Source organism: Actinotalea solisilvae (assembly GCF_016464425.1).
Classification (GTDB): Bacteria; Actinomycetota; Actinomycetes; order Actinomycetales; family Cellulomonadaceae; genus Actinotalea; species Actinotalea solisilvae.
The window spans coordinates 67,432-83,844 of record NZ_JADDKQ010000018.1; the positions used below are offsets into that span (position 1 = coordinate 67,432).

Genomic DNA, 16,413 nt, shown 5'->3' on the forward strand with positions numbered 1-16,413 from the left:
GGAGCCGAACACCCAGCAGGGGCCCGCGAGCTGTGCGGGCCCCTGCTGGTCTCACTGCTGAGTCCTGGTCAGACGGGACGTGTCAGGACGCGGGCCAGGAGGCCTCGATCGCGTCCGCCACGTCCTGGCTGCTCTTGTCGGAGGCGACCCAGTTGACCATCTCGGTCCAGAAGGTCCCGGCACCGACGGCGCCCGGCATCAGGTCGGAGGCGTCGAAGCGGATGACGGTCTCCGGGTCACCGAGGATCGAGCTCGACAGCTTGTCGAAGTCGGTCGCGAGGTTGTCGATGTTCAGGCCGCTGTTGGCCGAGACCCAGCCGCCGCCCTCGGTGGCGATGGCCTTCTCGTTGGCCCACGTGTCGCTCGAGAGGAACTGCTGGAACGCGAGCACCTCGGGACGGTCGTCGAACGCCGCGACGAACTCGCCACCGCCGAGGACCGGCTTGTTGTCCGGGCTGATGGCCGGCAGGTAGAACGCGAAGACGTCGCCGTCCTCCGCCACCGTCGTGCCCTCGGGCCAGTTGTTCTGGTAGAAGTTCGCGGCACGGTGGAGGTAGCAGTTGCCGTCGAGGATCGGCAGGCCCGCGTCGGTCCAGGGCGTCGTGGCGATCGAGGTGACGTCGCCGAGCCCGCCGTTGACGTAGTCCGGGTTCTTGAGGATCTCACCGGCGATGTCGATGGCCTCGACGATCTGCGGGTCGTTGAACGGGATCTCGTGCGCGACCCACTGGTCGTACACGTCGGCGCCGGCGGAGCGCAGCACGACGTCCTCGATCCAGTCCGTGGCCGGCCAGCCCGTCGCGTCGCCGGACTCGATGCCCGCGCACCACGGCTTGCCACCGTCGGCGACGATCTGGTCGGAGAGGGCGATCATGTCGTCCCACGTCTGGGGGACCTCGTACCCGCCCTCCTCGAACGCGCTCGGGGAGTACCAGACGAACGACTTCATGTTCGCACCCAGCGGCGGGGCGTAGAACGTGCCGTCGACGGTGCCGTAGTCCTTCCAGGACGGGGCGAAGAACTCGTCGACGTTGGCCTCGGTCTCCGCGGAGGCCGGGACGATGGCGTCGGGCGTGTCGCGGACGATCGTCTGCAGCAGGCCGGGCTGGGGGATGTACGCGATGTCGGGCGCGTTGCCCGCCTGGATGCGCACGAGGAGCTGGGCCTCGAACTCGCGCGAGCCCTCGTACGCGATGGTCGCGCCGGTGCACTCCTCGAACTTGTCGTAGGACTCCTCCTGGTCCGTCTGCTCCACGTCGACGATGGAGGTGTAGACGGAGACGGTGGTGCCGGACAGGTCGCCGTACTGCTCGTAGTCCTCGCAGCCCTCGGCGGCCGTGCCGCCGCCGTCGCCGCCGCCCGCGCCGTCGCCCTCGTCAGCCGGCATGCAGGCCGTGAGGGTCAGCGCCAGGGCGATGCCCCCGGCGGCTGCGGCCGCGAGACCGCGGCTCCTAGTCGTGCTGGTCATCAGGTTCCTCCACGTCGTTGTGAGGCGCTCGCCCCGGTTCGCACCCGTCTCGCGTCGCAGCGGCTAGCTGCCTCGGGCACCACCCGCCATGCAAGCGCTTGCAGGCCCGCGCGTGCAAGCCGTACGGGCCACGGGCCGAGCACGGGCCAATAACGATCGTGTAACGCGAGGACCCCGGGATCCCCCGTTCGGCGGGTGACACGTGTCGACCGACGAGCCCTGCGCTGCCCGGCACTCCGCGCACCGCGCCCGACAGGGCGTGTCCCGACGCGCCTCGAAGGGCCGTGCGGGTCACGCCGGACGCGCCGGGGCCGGGCCGGTCGACCCCCGGTCCACCAGGACCGTGCCCACGACCGTCGTCCGCTCGGGCGACCGCCCGTCGATCATGTCGAGCACGAGCCGCGCGGCCATCGCCCCCTGCATCGCGGCGGGCTGCGCCATCGTCGTGAGGCCGACAAGCTCGCCGAGGTCGTGCCCGTCCACCCCGATCACCGAGACGTCGTCGGGCACGCGCCGCCCGGCCTCGCGCAGCGCGAGGATCGCCCCCATCGCCATCTCGTCCGAGGACGCGAACACCGCGGTGACGTCGGGCACGCGCGCCAGCAGGTCGCGCATGGACTCCCGACCGCCCTCGACGTCGAAGTGCCCGTACGCCTCGAGCGCGGGGTCCGCCACGATGCCGGCGTCGGCCAGGGCCTGCCGCCAGCCCGCCGCGCGCTCCACGGGCGGTGACGAGGGCGCGTCGTCGTCGGGCGCGCCCGTGATGTGCGCGATCCGGCGGTGGCCCAGGCTGACGAGGTGCTGCGTGGCCGCGCGCGCGGTCGCGCGGTCGTCGAGCCGGACGGTCACCTGGCCGTAGCCGCCCCAGCCGATGCACACGAGCGGGTGCCCGAGCGCCAGCAGACCACCGATCTCGTCCTCGCCGAGCGGCAGGCCGACGACCAGCACGCCGTCGACGCGCCGGCGCAGCACGCCCGCGTCCAGGCGGGGCCGCCCGTCGCGGCGGCGGCCGTCGAACGTGTAGAGCAGCACGTCGAAACCCTGGCTGCGCAGGGTGCGCTCGGCGCCCTCGATGACGTTCGAGAAGTACCAGCGGTTGACGTACGGGCTGATCAGGCCGATGGCGCGCGTCCGGCCCGAGGCCAGGCTCGCGGCGGACGGCGACGCGACGTAGCCGAGCTCGGCCGCCGCGGTCCGCACGCGGTCGCGCGTCGACGGCGTGACGTTGGGCAGGTCGCGCAGCGCTCGGGACACCGTCGCCGTCGAGACGCCGGCGGCGCGGGCCACGTCCTCGATTCCTGCCGCCATGGCCGGATTGTGCTCCCTCGCGGGTGCAGGGGTCCACCGTGGCGAGCCGGCAGGTCGCCCGTCCTCCCACCCGTTCCCACGCGGCTCCCACGCGCGCGCCGCGCGAGCGGGCACGCGTCAGCCGACGTCGGCCGCCACGATCGAGTGCAGCACGGCCGCGGCGCCGTCCTCGTCGACCGTGCCCGTGACCTCGTCCGCGGCCTCGCGGACCGGGACCTCGGCGTGGCCCATCGCGACCCCGCGCGCGGCCCAGCGGAGCATCGCGACGTCGTTGCTCCCGTCGCCGATCGCGACCGTGCGCGTCGGGGCGACGTCGAGCAGCCCGCGCACGCGCTCGAGGGCGCTGGCCTTCGTGACGCCCTCGGGCGCGACGTCCATCCAGGCCGTCCAGCCGATCGCGTAGGTCACGTCCGCGAGCCCGCACCGCGCGACCAGGTCGTGGAACTCCTGGCTCGTGTGCCCCGGGCTGCGGACCACGAGCCGCGTGACGTGGCGCGAGACGAGGTCGTCGAGGTCGACGACCTCGTGCCGGCCGCTCAGCTCCCCCTCCGGGAACAGCTTGTTCATCCGGAAGCCGACGCCGACCTCCTCGACCGCGAGGTACGCGTCGGGGAACTCGCGCGCCATGAGCCGCAGGGCCGGCCCGGGGTCGAACGTCACGACCTCGTCGAGCTCGTACCCGCCCGGCAGGGCCGGGTCGAGGCGCACGGTGACGGAGCCGTTGGAGCACACCGCGAAGCCCCGGTCGATGCCGAGCTCCTGCGCGACGGGCACCGTCGCGTGCAGCGACCGCCCGGTCGCGAGCACGACGTGGTGGCCCGCCGCGTGCACCGCCGCGACGGCGTCGCGGACGGGGGCGCGCAGGTCCCCCGCGTAGGTCAGCAGCGTCCCGTCGAGGTCGAGCGCGACGAGCCGCGCGAGCCCGTCGAGCTCGGGCCGCCCGCCGGCGCCCCCTGCCGCAGCCGTCACGCGCCCGCCGGCCGGAGCACGTCGAGGCCGCCCAGGTACGGGCGCAGGCCCTCGGGGACGCGGACGGAGCCGTCCGCCTGCTGGTGGTTCTCGAGGATCGCGACGATCCAGCGCGTCGTGCCGAGCGTGCCGTTGAGCGTCGCGGCCGCGCGCGTCTCGCCCGTGGCCGTCCGCTCCCGCACGCCGAGGCGGCGGGCCTGGAAGGTCGTGCAGTCCGACGTCGACGTCAGCTCGAGCCAGCGCTGCTGGCTCGGCAGCCACGCCTCGCAGTCGTACTTGCGCGCGGCGCTCGAACCCAGGTCGCCCGCCGCCGTGTCGATGACGCGGTACGGCACCTCGACGAGGCCGAGCATCTCCTCCTCGAGCGCGAGGAGCCGCTCGTGCTCCGCGCGCGACTCGTCGGCGCTCGCGTAGACGAACATCTCGACCTTGTGGAACTGGTGCACGCGGATGATGCCGCGCGTGTCCTTGCCGTACGAGCCGGCCTCGCGCCGGTAGCAGGCCGACCAGCCCGCGTAGCGGACCGGGCCGCCCTGTAGGTCGAGGATCTCGTCCGCGTGGTAGCCCGCGAGCGCGACCTCCGACGTGCCGACGAGGTAGAGGTCGTCGGCCTCGAGCCGGTAGATCTCGTCGGCGTGCGCGCCGAGGAAGCCCGTGCCGCGCATGATCTCGGGCTTGACCAGGGTCGGCGTGATCATGGGCGTGAAGCCGGCCGCGCTCGCGCGGTCCATGGCTGCGTTGAGCAGTGCGAGCTCGAGCCGCGCCCCGATGCCCGTGAGGTAGTAGAACCGCGCACCCGAGACCTTGGCGCCGCGCTCGGTGTCGATCGCGCCGAGCAGCTCGCCGAGCTCGAGGTGGTCGCGCACCCGGAAGTCCGGGCCGTACTCGGCCGCGAGGTCGCGGGGGGTGCCGACGTGCTTGAGCACGACGTAGTCGTCCTCGCCGCCCGCCGGGACGCCGTCGTGCACGACGTTGCTGATCCGCCACAGGACGGCGTCGAGCTCGGCGGCCGCCGCGTCGGCGTCGGCGCCCAAGGCCTTGACCTGCTCGGCGAGCCCCTTGGCCCGCGCGAGCAGCGCGGCCTTCTCCTCGCCCTTCGCCTGCGCGACCTCCTTGCCGAGCGACTTCTGCTCGGCGCGGAGCCGCTCGAAGTCGGTCTGCGCGGCGCGGCGGCGCTCGTCGAGCGCGAGCGCGGTGTCGACGAGGGAGGGGTCGTCACCGCGCAGCGTCTGGCTCGTGCGGACGGCGTCGGGGGTGTCCCTCAGGAGGCGCAGGTCGATCACCGGACGAGGGTACCCAGGCGCGCGAGGTGGCGTCCGGCGCGCGGCCCCGACGGTGCGCCGGGCGTTCGATCGGTGGGATGCGCCCGCGGGCAATACGGTTCAGCCATGACGTGGGCTGGATGGCTGAGCATCGCCGTGGCCGTGGTGGCCCTCGTGGCCGTCGCGGCCCTGTGGATCGCCGTGCAGAACCGCCGCACGCTGGCCGGGCGCGGCGCGACGGGCGGCGGCTCGGTCGCGGGCACAGGGAGCGCCGGCACGGCCGCGGCCGAGGGCGCTGACGCGACGCACGCACAGGTCGCGTTCGTCGCGAACCCGACCAAGCCCGGAGTGCCCGAGCTGCGGGACGCGGCCGTCCGCGCCTGCGCGGCGCGGTACCTGCCCGAGCCGCTGTGGTTCGACACGACCGAGGACGACCCGGGCATCGGCCAGGCTCGGGACGCCGTCGAGCAGGGTGCGCAGGTCGTCATCGCCGTCGGCGGCGACGGGACGGTGCGCGCGGTCGCGGAGGGCCTCGTGGGCACCGGGCGCGCGATGGCGATCGTGCCGCAGGGCACGGGCAACCTCCTGGCGCGCAACCTCGACCTGCCCATCGACGACCTCGAGGCGCAGCTGCGGATCGCGCTCACGGGCACCGACAAGCCGATCGACGTCGGCTGGCTCACCGTCGTGCGCGACGAGGCGCACGTGAGCGACGACATCGCGGAGGCCGACCCCGAGGCGGTGCGGCCGCAGGAGACCCCGCCCGATGCCGACGAGCTCCCGCGCGACCACATCTTCCTCGTCATGGCCGGCCTCGGCTTCGACGCGGCGATCGTCGGCGACGCCGACGAGGAGCTCAAGGCGAAGATGGGCTGGGTCGCGTACTTCGTCGCGGCCATGCGCCACCTGCGCGGTGGCCGGATGCGGCTCGAGATCGCCTACGACGACCAGGGGTGGCACCGGGCCCGCCTGCGCAGCCTCATCTTCGGCAACGTCGGCAAGCTGCCCGGCGGCATCACGCTGCTGCCGGACGCCGTGATCGACGACGGCTGGATGGACATCGGCGCGATCGACACGCGGGGCGGGCTCGCGGGGTGGACGCAGCTGCTCGGCGAGGTCGCGATCCAGCGCTACGGGCTGCGGACCGACCTGCCCAACAAGATCGGCAAGATCGAGCACCAGCGCGTGCGGCAGGCCCGCGTCCGGACGCGCGAACCGCAGCCCGTCCAGGTCGACGGCGACACGATCGGCGACGTGCTGGAGGTCGCGGCGCGGGTCGAGCGGCACGCGCTCCTCGTCCGGGTCGACGGCACCGCGCCCTCGTCCTGACCCCTCGCCCAGGCCCGGCAGGTCGGTCCAGGGGTCAGTGCGCGCGGCCCTCGCGCAGCGCCGTGAGCCAGGTCCGGGCCGCGCGGAAGTCGGCGTCGGACGTGCCCGGGCGCACGTCGCCGTGCGGCGCGTCGACGCGCGGGTAGGAGCCGAGGAACCGCACGTGCGGGCAGACGCGGTGCAGCCCCATGAGGGCCTCCGCCACGCGCTCGTCCTCGACGTGCCCCTCCGCGTCCATGGAGAAGGAGTACCGGCCGAGCGAGTCCCCGATGGGCCGGGACTCGATGCGGGACAGGTTCACGCCGCGCGTCGCGAGCTGCTCGAGCATCTCGAGCAGGGCGCCGGCCTGGTTGCTCGGCAGGTGCACGACGAGCGTGGTCTTGTCCGAGCCGGTGCGCGGCGGCACCGGGCCCGGCGGGCCGACGACGACGAACCGCGTCACCGCGTGGGGGTTGTCGGCGACCGCCTGCGCGAGCGGCGCGAGGCCGTAGTGCTCGACGGCGGGCGGCGGGACCAGCGCGGCGTCGAAGCCGACCGGGTCGCCCGACCCCGCGAGGAGCGCCGCGGGCGCCGTGTTCGACGTCGCCGGCACGTGCACGACGCCCGGGAGGTGCGCGGCGAGCCACCGCCGGCACTGGGCCCAGGCGTGCGGGTGGGCGGCCACGCGCCGGACGTCGCCGATCGCCGTGCCGGGGCGTCCGGCCAGCACGAACCCGACGGGCACCAGCACCTCGCCGAGGATCATCAGCGGGTCCCCGGTGGCGAGCGTGTCGAGCACCGCGGACACGCCGCCCTCGACGGAGTTCTCGATCGCGACCACGGCCCGGTCCGCGTGGCCCGAGCGCACCGCCTCGATCGCCGCGACGACGTCGACCTGCGGGAGGTAGGTGGCCTCCTCGGGCGTGACGACCTGGCGCAGGGCCGCCTCGGTGAACGTGCCCGCCGGGCCGAGGTACGCGTAGCGCGGCCGGTCGGCGCCCTGGTGAGCGGTCATCGGTGCTCCCTCCGGGGCGTCGTGCGGAGACGGTGCGCGCGTCCTGTGCAGGTCCGTCGGGACCCTGTGCCGATCGTCCGCCGACGTGCCGCCGGCGCGGGGCCGATCGTAGTGCGCCCCTAGGCTGGACCGGTGCCCCGTCCCGTCCGCGCCCTGGCCGCCGCCGCGGCGCTGCTGACGCTCGCGGCGGGCCTGCTCGCGTCGCCCGCGGGCGCGGCCGAGGAGCCCGGACCCGAGGACGCGCCCGCGAGCGCCGAGGCCGTCGTCGTCATCGGGACGGCCGGTCTGCGCTGGGACGACGTGCACACGCTCTCGACGCCCGCGCTGTGGGACGTCTCGCGGCGCGCCGCGATCGGCACGCTCGCGGCGCGCAGCGTCCGGTCCTCCGCCTGCCCCGCCGACGGGTGGCTCGCGCTCTCGGCGGGGGCGCGCGCCGCGGACCTGCCGGGCGCGGCCTACGGCGAGTGCCGGCGCCTCGTGAACCCGACGGCCGACGGCGGCGTGAGCACGGTGCGCGGCTGGGCCGACTACGTCGAGTCCGCCTCGCTCGAGGACTACGACCCGCGGCTCGGGCTGCTCGGCGAGACCCTCGCGGAGGCCGGCCGCCCGGCGGCCGCGATCGGCCCGGGCGCCGCGATCGCCCTCGCGGACCGCGACGGCACCGTGACCGGCGCCTACGCCGCCCGCCCCACGACGACCGCCGCGCTGCGCGAGGTCGTCGGCACCGCGCTCGACACGGCCGACCTCGTCGTCGTGGACGTCGGCGAGGTCCGCGACACCGGGCGCGCGACCGTCGGGCGCGCCGACCCGGACCGGGTGCCCCCGCCCGCGGCGGACGACGACGCCGACGAGCCCGCGCCCACGGGCGAGGAGCCGGCCGGACCCGACGTCATCACCGAGCCCACGCGCCCGGACCAGGTGCGTCCGGTCGACGACCGCATCGGCGCCGTCCTCGCCGCCGTCGAGGCGAGCGACCGCGAGGTCACGGTCCTGCTCGTGTCGCTCGCCGACTCGGGCACGCGCGCCCGGATGCAGCTCGCCGCCGCTCTCGGCCCCGCGCCGGACGGCAGCACCTACGCCGCGTCCCTGCTGGGCTCGCGGTCGACCCGCCAGCCGGGCATGGTCCAGGCGACCGACGTGACACCCACGGTCCTCGCCTCGCTGGGCCTCCTCGACGAGGCGCCGGGCGGCGCGCTCGTCGGCGCCCCGGTGCTCCCGGTCGACGGACCGGCGAACGCCAACCAGCGCCTCACCGCGGTGCTCGACATCGACCAGCACTCGGTGGCCGTCCGCCCGCTGACGCCGCGCTTCTACACGCTCCTCATCGTCGCGAACCTCGTGCTCTACCTGCTCGTGTCGCTCGGCCTCAACGGCCGCTCGCTCGGCGCGCTCGACCGCCTCGCGAACCGTCGCCCCGGCGGCGTCGCCGCGCGTGTGCTCGACACCGTCCGCTCGCACCCGCGGACCGTGCTGCACGGCCTGCGCGGCGCCGGGGTCGTCGTGGGTGCGCTGCCGGTGGCCAGCATCCTGGCCAACCTGGTGCCCTGGTGGCGCGCGGGCTCGCCCGCGTGGGCGCTGACCGGCGTCATCGTCGGCTGGATCGCGGTGGTCGCCGCACTCGCGCTGCTCCCGCGCTGGCGCCGGCCCGTGCTCGCCCCGGCGGGCGTCGTCGCGGGGGTCACGGCCCTCGTCATCGCCGTCGACATCGTGCTCGGCGCGCCGCTGCAGGTGTCCGCGCCGATGGGCGTGCAGCCCGTCGTCGCGGGACGGTTCTACGGCTTCAACAACACCGCGTTCTCGCTCTTCGCCGCGGCGACCCTGCTGAGCGCGCTCGTGCTGGCCGACCCGCTCGTGCGGGCGGGCCGTCGCCGCGCCGCGGCGCTCGTCGTCGCCGTCGTCGGCGTCACCGCGACCGTGCTCGACGGCATGCCCGGGCTCGGGAGCGACTTCGGCGGCCCGCCCGCGCTCGTGCCCGGGTTCGCGGTCCTCGCGCTCCTGGCCGCGGGCGTGCGCCTGTCGTGGTGGCGGCTCGTCGCGGTGCTCGGCGCGGGCGTCGCGGTCGTCTCCGCCTTCGCGGTGCTGGACTGGCTGCGGCCCGCGGACCAGCGCACGCACCTCGGCCGGTTCGTCGACACCGTGCTCGACGGCGGCCTGGGCGGCGTCGTCGCGCGCAAGCTCGCGCAGAACCTCGCCAACCTCGGTGGCACCTGGCTCACCGTGCTCGCGCTCGCGGGCATCGCCGTCGTCGTGCTCGTGCTGCTGCGGCCGCTGCGCGGCGTCGCGACGGCGCCCGACGGCGGCGCGTTCGGCTGGCTCTCGGCCGGGGAGCCGCTCTCGGCGCTCGGCACCGAGGCGCCCATGCTGCGCCCCGGCCTCGTGGCGCTCGCGGTGACGCTCGGCATCGGCTTCGCCGTCAACGACTCGGGCATCGTCATCCCGGCCATCGGCGTCTCGGTCGCGGTGCCCCTGCTGGTCGCGGTGTGCGCCGGCTGGCTGCTCGGCGTCGCGCAGGGCCGACGGGCGGCCGTGCCGGAGCCCGCCCTCAGCCCCGGCTGAGCACGCCCGCGCCGAGCGGCGTCAGCCCTGGGCGCGACGGGTCACGCCGCGCACCGCGCCGCGCACGCGGCGCGCGTTCACGGCGAGCAGCACGTCGCGGTACTGCGCGGCGCGGTGCATCTGCCCGCGCAGGTCCGTCCCGGACGCGCGGTGGCGCAGGTCGCACGGCACCTCGACAGCGACGAAACCCTTGCTCAGCAGGTCGATCGTCATGCCCGTCTCGACGCCCCAGCCGCGGGCGAGCGGCGTCGCCGCCTCGAAGGCCTCGCGCGTGAGGCAGCGCATGCCCGAGAGCGGCTGCGTGGGCGTCCAGCCCGTCATCGACTGGATGGACCGGCGCGCGAGCCCGACGACGATCCCCCGGCCGCCGGCCCCGGGCTGCGGCGGCAGGAGGGCGATCGACACGTCGGCGGCGCCCTCGAGCACCGGCGGGACCAGGGGCGCGGCGTTGACCGCGGACTCGCCGAGGTCCCCGTCCAGGAACAGCAGGAGGCGCGCGGGACGGTCCTCGGTGTCCCGCATGGCGACCACCGCGGCGCCCGTCTCCATCGCGGCGGCCTTGCCGCGGTTGTGCGAGTGACGCACGACGACCGCGCCCGCCTCGCGGGCGACGTGCTGCGTGGCGTCCTCGCTCCCGTCGTCGACCACGAGCACGAGGTCCACGTGCGGGATGGCGCGCGCCGCCCGCACCGTGGCGGCGATCCGCCGCGACTCGTCCTTCGCAGGGATGACGACCGCGACGCGCTGCTGGGGCGTGGTCGCCGGCGTCTCGCCTCGGCGTCTGGGGGGCACCTGTCCACCTTATAGACGGATCGACGGCGCGTCATCGGCGCGCCAGGTCCTGGTCAACGGCGGGTCATCCCGCCGTCGGTGTCCGTGCGCGCCCCCCGCGCGCACGGGCCGGTTCAGCGCAGCGTGAGCTGGCGGGCGACGAGGCCCGCCCGCGCGCGGCGCTCGTTCGCGTCCAGCGGGCCGGTCACCGCGAGCGCCTCGGACAGCCGCTCGCCGAGCTCGCGCACGGGCTGCTCGAGCTCGGCGGGCTCGGTGCCGAACTCGAGGTCCCACACGGGCACGAGGATCCCGCACGAGCGGAAGGCCCCGATGAACTTGCCCACCTCGCCGTCGTCCCCGAGGCCCGAGCGGCGCTGGGCGTGCAGGCGGGCGAGCGCGTCGAGGAAGTCCTGCTCGTCGTGCGGCATCGCCCAGCGCAGGTACTCGCGGTCCCCCATGCGCGCCCAGTAGGCGGCGTCGACGGACGTGAGGCGCTGCGTCGGGACGATCGTCTCGTTCATGCGCTCGAGCGACGCGACGACCTCGGGCGTCAGCTCGGCGTCGGCCGAGGTCCAGTAGTCGAAGCCCTCGTGGACCGTGACCTCGAAGGGCACGGACAGGTCGAGGACGTCCTGCAGGCGCGGGCCGGGCTCGGGCAGCGGCGCCGAGGTGATCGGGGTGCCGGGCTTCAGCTCGAGCGCCCGGAGGAGCAGCGCCGCGAGGTCGCGCGACGCGTCCCCCGACCCGGCGTGCTGCTGGAGCGCCAGCATGATCGTCCCGTCGCCGCGGTGGAGCGCGGGCCACGCCATCGGCAGCACGGTCGTCACCGTGACGTCGCGCGCGCCGTGCTCCTTCGTCGTGCGCGCGGTCGCGGTCGCCGCGGGGACCACCTCGCGCATCGCGACCCAGTCGGGCTCCCCCGGGAGCCCCTCGAAGGGGCGCAGCACGAACTCGACGGTTGCTCTCCTGGCCATGGCCGACGAGCCTACCGGCGGTCCGCACCCCGTGCGTCGGGAGGGCGCTCGGTGCGAGGATCGCCCCATGCACCCGCGCGCCGGAACGCCCGCCCTGCCCGAGGACCTCATCGACACCGACGCCGTCGTCGGCGCGTACTACGACCGCACCCCGGACGTCGCCGACCCCGCCCAGCAGGTGGCGTTCGGGACGTCGGGCCACCGCGGCTCGAGCCTCGACTCGGCGTTCAACGAGGCGCACATCGTGGCCATCACGGCCGCCATCGTCGAGTACCGGCGCAGCCAGGGCACCGACGGACCGCTCTTCCTCGGCCGCGACACCCACGCGCTCTCCCTGCCCGCCTGGCAGACGGCCCTCGAGGTCCTCGCCGCCGCCGAGGTCGAGGTGCACGTCGACGCGCGCGACGGGTTCACGCCGACGCCCGCGGTCTCGCACGCGATCCTGCTGCACAACGGCGCGGGCACCGGGCAGGGCGTCCGGGTCGGCACGGGCGGACCGGGCAACGGCAGCTCCGCCGGCACGGGCCTCGCGGACGGCATCGTCGTGACGCCCTCGCACAACCCCCCGCGCGACGGCGGCTTCAAGTACAACCCGCCGCACGGCGGTCCCGCGGGCTCGGACGCGACCGGCTGGATCGCCGACCGCGCCAACGAGCTGCTCCGCCAGGGCCTCGCGGGCATCCGGCGCGTCCAGCTCGACGCGGCGCTCGCGGCGCCGACGACGCGCAGGCACGACTTCATGTCCGCCTACGTCGCGGACCTGCCGAACGTGCTCGACATCGACCTCATCCGCAGCAGCGGGGTCCGCATCGGCGCCGACCCCCTGGGCGGCGCGGCGGTCGAGTACTGGGGCGAGATCGCCGAGCGGCACGGCCTGGACCTCACCGTGGTCAACCCGCGCGTCGACCCGCGGTGGTCCTTCATGACGCTCGACTGGGACGGCAAGATCCGGATGGACTGCTCGTCGCCGTCGGCCATGGCGTCGCTCGTGCAGGCGATGCAGCGGACGGACGAGGACGGCTCGACGCCGTTCGACGTCGCGACGGGCAACGACGCCGACGCCGACCGGCACGGCATCGTCACGCCCGACGCGGGCCTCATGAACCCCAACCACTACCTCGCGGTCGCCATCAGCTACCTCTACGGCGGCGCGCGCCCGGGGTGGGGCCCGGAGGCCGCGATCGGCAAGACGCTCGTCTCGTCCGCGCTCATCGACCGGGTCGCGGCCGACCTCGGCCGGCGGCTGCTCGAGGTGCCCGTGGGCTTCAAGTGGTTCGTGCCCGGGCTGCTCGACGGCTCGGTCGGGTTCGGCGGCGAGGAGTCGGCGGGCGCGTCCTTCCTGCGCCACGACGGCACGGTGTGGTCCACGGACAAGGACGGCATCCTCCTCGCGCTCCTGGCGTCCGAGATCACGGCCCGGACGGGCCACTCGCCGTCCCAGCTCCACCGCCGGCTCGTCGAGCGGCACGGCGAGTCCTGGTACGCGCGCGTCGACGCGCCCGCCACGCGCGAGCAGAAGACGGCGCTGGGGTCGCTGCGACCCGAGCAGGTCACCGCGGAGACGCTCGCGGGCGAGCCGATCACGGGGCGGCTCGTCGAGGCCCCCGGCAACGGCGCGCCGATCGGCGGGCTCAAGGTCACGACGCCGAACGCGTGGTTCGCCGCGCGCCCGTCGGGCACCGAGGACGTCTACAAGGTCTACGCCGAGTCGTTCGTCTCGGCCGAGCACCTGGCGCAGGTGCAGGCGGCGGCGCAGGAGCTGGTGACCCAGACGCTCGGCGCCTGAGCGATCGCCCGCCGCAGCCGCCCGCCGGCACGGCGACGGCGCGGCTCAGCGCCGCGCGGCGACCCGCAGGCTCTCGTGGAACTGCTCCGCGGGCACGGGGCGCGACCACAGGTACCCCTGACCGGTCGGGCAGCCGAGCATGCGCAGCGCCTGCGCCTGCTCCTCGGTCTCCACGCCCTCCGCGACGAGCTCGAGCGCGAGCGAGTCGCTGAGCCGCACGAGGGTCGTGACGATCGCCTGGCTCCGCACGTCGTCGAGCATGGCCGCGACGAACCTGCGGTCCACCTTGATCATCGAGATGGGCAGCTCCGTGATGCGCGTCAGCGGGCTGTAGCCGGTGCCGAAGTCGTCCGCGGCGAGCCCGATGCCGGCGCGCCGCAGCGAGGCGAGGTCGGCGAGCAGCGCGTCGCTCACCGTGTCGAGCTGGGTCTCCGTGAACTCGAGCACCAGCCGGCCCGGCTCGAGGCCCGTCTCGACGAGCACCGCCTGGACGACCTCGACGAAGCCGGGGACCTCGAGCTGGCGCGCCGAGACGTTGACGTGGATCACGGGAGCCTCGCCGGACGCGCCCTCGGGCCACGCCGCCGCGAGCGCGCAGGAGCGGCGCAGCACCCACGTCCCGAGCTCGGGCATGAGCCCGGACGTCTCGACGACGTCGAGCCACTCGTCGGGCCCGAGCAGCCCGCGCTCCGGGTGGTGCCACCGCACGAGCGCCTCGGCCGCGACCGTGCGACCGTCGCGCAGGTCCACCACGGGCTGCATGAAGACGTCGAGCTCGCCGCGCTCCAGGGCGCGGCGGACCTCGGCCTCGATCCGCACGGCGCGCACCGCGCGCGCCCGGTGCTCGTCCGAGAAGAGCACCGCGCGCCGCTTCCCCTCGCGCTTCGCGGCGTACATCGCGGCGTCGGCGTCGCGCAGGAGCCCGTCGGCGGTCCCTCCGGGGCCGCCCCACGCGATCCCGATGCTCGCGCCGAGCGTGAAGCTGTGACCCGGCACGACGACCGGCGGCGCGAGCGCGTCGAGCACCGCGGCCGCCAGCTCCTCGGCCTCGGCCGCACCGGACGCGCGGGGACGCAGGACGACGAACTCGTCGCCGCCCAGCCGGGCGGCGAGGTCGCCCGGGCCGAGCACGCGCTCGACGCGCCGGGCGATCTCCACGAGCACGCGGTCGCCCTCGGTGTGGCCGGCGGAGTCGTTGACGTCCTTGAAGTCGTCGAGGTCGCAGAACAGGACGGCCGTGCCCACACCGTCCGGGCCGCCCACGCCACCCGGGCCGGGCGCGCCGCGGCCGCTGGAGCCGTCGGCGCCGCCGCCGGGCAGCGCGGCGAGCGCCTCGTCGATCCGCTCGCGCAGGTGGGTGCGGTTGCTGAGCCCCGTGAGGCCGTCCTGACGGGCCTGCGCGGTGAGCCTCTCCTCGGCCGCGCGCCGGGCGGTGACGTCGACCATCTGGGCGACGAAGAGGTCCTCGCCCGCGCTCTGCGCGAGCGGGGAGAGCGCGACCTCGACCCACCGCGATCCCCGCGCGCCCCGGAGCGCGACCTCGCCGTGCCAGCCGTCGAGCGAGCCCGTGCGCATCTCGTCGGTGCGCCGCGCGAGCTCGCGCCGGTCGTCGTCGTCCAGGAGGGCCGTCCAGGAGGTCCCCGTGAGGTCGTCGCGCGCCAGCATGCGCCGTGCGACCTCGTTGAGCTCGACGACGTCGAGCCCGTCACCGTCGTGGGCGCCCGGCTCGTCGGCGTGCGCGTGGGCCGGCGCGGCCGCGCAGCCCCGGAGCAGGACCATGCCGAGCAGCGCGTCCGTGAAGCCCTGCCGGTAGAGGCGCTCGCTCGCCGCGACGCGCTCGAGGGCGGCGCGGCGCTGCGCGACGCTCACCGCGAGGGGCACGGTCACGAGCGCGCACACGAGCAGGAAGGACTGGACCATGGACGCGCGCAGCACGGTCTCCCCGCCGAGCTGGGGGACGAACGGACCGCCGTCGTACCGGCTGAACCACGTGATCACGACGGCGACGAGGACCAGCTGGGCCCCCACGGTCCGCACACCGAGGCGGAGCGCACCCCACACGAGGAACGGCACGACGAGGAACGACAGGGGCAGGTCCTGCTGCGGCGCGAACGTGAGCAGCAGGACGACCGTCAGGGTCGCCCACTGGAGCAGCCGCTCGACGAGCGTGCCCGCCGAGCGCACCGCGAGCACGCTCAGCCCCAGCGGCGCGACGACGAGGATCGCCGCGCCGTGGCTCGTCACCACCGTGCGCGCCGTGAGCCAGAACCCCTCGCCGGTCGTGAGCAGGACCGTGAGCCCGCCCCCGAGGCCCATGACCACGTTGCCCGCGAGCGTCGCGGCCAGGAGCCGGAAGATGTCCTCGAGGCTCTCGAGGCGCGGTCGCCCGTGCCGCAGCAGCACCGCGGCGACGACGACGGCCTCGGCCGCGTTGCTCAGGCCGAAGCCGAGGCTCGCGGACCAGGGACGGCCGGCGGCGTAGTTGGCGAGGCCGCTCGCGACGGCCACGACGAGCGCGACCAGCCAGCGCCGGTCGCGCGGTGCCCACAGGGCCGCGACCGCGGCGAGGCCGGCGGCGGGCCACCACGCGGCGACGCCCGTGTCGGTCGGCGCCAGCTCGACCGCGACGTAGGCGAGGAGGTAGACGCCGGCCGCGAGCCCGGCGAGGCCCAGCGGTCCGTACCCGACCGCGGGGTCGGGGGGCCGCCGACGTCGCAGGTCCGCCCGGCCCGGGGCCACGTCGGCGCGCGCGCGGTCCGAGCGCACCTCCATGACACCCGTGCGACCCACGTCGCCTACCCCCTGTGACTGCCGCGGTGCGCCCGCGCCCCGGCCGCTCGGCCGTCGGTGCGCTGCATCCTCGCACGCAGAGGCCACCTCGGACGGGCCGGGCCGGGGTGAAGTCCCGGCGGGGACGGGGTGAATGCCCTCGGGAGTCACAGGTGGGATGACCGGTCCGCACGGGCGGGCCGCCCTGGTCGCGGTGCGAGCCGGCG

At 75.5% G+C, this 16,413-nt stretch carries 11 protein-coding genes; 3 read left to right on the plus strand and 8 right to left on the minus strand.

Going from position 1 to position 16,413, the window contains the following annotated elements:
* Positions 1-82 precede the first annotated feature (82 nt).
* The 4 genes from JIG38_RS14420 to serS all read right to left on the minus strand — a co-directional run bounded on the left by JIG38_RS14420 (position 83) and on the right by serS (position 5,028).
* A complete protein-coding gene (locus tag JIG38_RS14420; RefSeq protein ID WP_199424515.1) occupies positions 83-1,468 on the minus strand; it encodes an ABC transporter substrate-binding protein in 1,386 nt (461 codons plus the stop codon).
* Between the two features lie 291 nt (positions 1,469-1,759).
* Positions 1,760-2,776 (minus strand): LacI family DNA-binding transcriptional regulator, encoded by a 1,017-nt coding sequence (locus JIG38_RS14425; protein WP_199424516.1) that lies wholly within the window; start codon positions 2,774-2,776, stop codon positions 1,760-1,762.
* A 117-nt stretch (positions 2,777-2,893) separates the two neighbouring features.
* Positions 2,894-3,745, minus strand: coding sequence for an HAD family hydrolase (locus JIG38_RS14430; protein WP_199424517.1), 852 nt, complete (start codon positions 3,743-3,745; stop codon positions 2,894-2,896).
* The gene (gene serS / locus JIG38_RS14435) at positions 3,742-5,028 is read right to left on the minus strand and encodes a serine--tRNA ligase (protein WP_199424518.1); all 1,287 of its coding nucleotides are present in this window, start codon (positions 5,026-5,028) and stop codon (positions 3,742-3,744) included. Before serS ends, JIG38_RS14430 begins: the two co-directional genes overlap by 4 nt.
* A gap of 105 nt (positions 5,029-5,133) precedes the next feature.
* Here serS and JIG38_RS14440 point away from each other — a divergent pair, with 105 nt between their 5' ends.
* Positions 5,134-6,336, plus strand: a complete 1,203-nt coding sequence (locus JIG38_RS14440) for a diacylglycerol/lipid kinase family protein (RefSeq protein WP_199424519.1) — start codon at positions 5,134-5,136, stop codon at positions 6,334-6,336.
* A 34-nt stretch (positions 6,337-6,370) separates the two neighbouring features.
* Here JIG38_RS14440 and pheA read toward each other — a convergent pair whose 3' ends face one another.
* A complete protein-coding gene (gene pheA, locus JIG38_RS14445; RefSeq protein WP_199424520.1) occupies positions 6,371-7,330 on the minus strand; it encodes a prephenate dehydratase in 960 nt (319 codons plus the stop codon).
* Positions 7,331-7,462: 132 nt separating this feature from the next.
* On the opposite strand from pheA, the gene JIG38_RS14450 reads away from it, so the two are divergent.
* A complete protein-coding gene (locus JIG38_RS14450; RefSeq protein ID WP_199424521.1) occupies positions 7,463-9,886 on the plus strand; it encodes a hypothetical protein in 2,424 nt (807 codons plus the stop codon).
* A gap of 21 nt (positions 9,887-9,907) precedes the next feature.
* Here JIG38_RS14450 and JIG38_RS14455 read toward each other — a convergent pair whose 3' ends face one another.
* Both JIG38_RS14455 and JIG38_RS14460 read right to left on the minus strand, forming a co-directional pair.
* Positions 9,908-10,678: a glycosyltransferase family 2 protein gene (locus JIG38_RS14455; protein WP_199424522.1), complete on the minus strand. Its 771-nt coding sequence runs from the start codon at positions 10,676-10,678 to the stop codon at positions 9,908-9,910.
* Between the two features lie 113 nt (positions 10,679-10,791).
* On the minus strand, positions 10,792-11,631 hold the full coding sequence (locus JIG38_RS14460; RefSeq protein ID WP_199424523.1) for a DUF5926 family protein: 840 nt from the start codon (positions 11,629-11,631) through the stop codon (positions 10,792-10,794).
* Positions 11,632-11,698: 67 nt separating this feature from the next.
* Here JIG38_RS14460 and pgm point away from each other — a divergent pair, with 67 nt between their 5' ends.
* Positions 11,699-13,417: a phosphoglucomutase (alpha-D-glucose-1,6-bisphosphate-dependent) gene (gene pgm, locus JIG38_RS14465; RefSeq protein ID WP_199424524.1), complete on the plus strand. Its 1,719-nt coding sequence runs from the start codon at positions 11,699-11,701 to the stop codon at positions 13,415-13,417.
* A gap of 45 nt (positions 13,418-13,462) precedes the next feature.
* Here the strand turns inward: pgm and JIG38_RS14470 are convergent, their stop codons facing one another.
* Positions 13,463-16,207: a bifunctional diguanylate cyclase/phosphodiesterase gene (locus JIG38_RS14470; protein WP_199424525.1), complete on the minus strand. Its 2,745-nt coding sequence runs from the start codon at positions 16,205-16,207 to the stop codon at positions 13,463-13,465.
* Positions 16,208-16,413 lie beyond the last annotated feature (206 nt).

Bases quoted from the DNA above. Each gene is read 5' to 3' on its own strand.
- JIG38_RS14420 (WP_199424515.1), bottom strand. From the start codon at position 1,468: ATGACCAGCACGACTAGGAGCCGCGGTCTCGCGGCCGCAGCCGCCGGG.
- JIG38_RS14425 (WP_199424516.1), bottom strand. From the start codon at position 2,776: ATGGCGGCAGGAATCGAGGACGTGGCCCGCGCCGCCGGCGTCTCGACG.
- JIG38_RS14440 (WP_199424519.1), top strand. From the start codon at position 5,134: ATGACGTGGGCTGGATGGCTGAGCATCGCCGTGGCCGTGGTGGCCCTC.
- pheA (WP_199424520.1), bottom strand. From the start codon at position 7,330: ATGACCGCTCACCAGGGCGCCGACCGGCCGCGCTACGCGTACCTCGGC.
- JIG38_RS14460 (WP_199424523.1), bottom strand. From the start codon at position 11,631: ATGGCCAGGAGAGCAACCGTCGAGTTCGTGCTGCGCCCCTTCGAGGGG.
- pgm (WP_199424524.1), top strand. From the start codon at position 11,699: ATGCACCCGCGCGCCGGAACGCCCGCCCTGCCCGAGGACCTCATCGAC.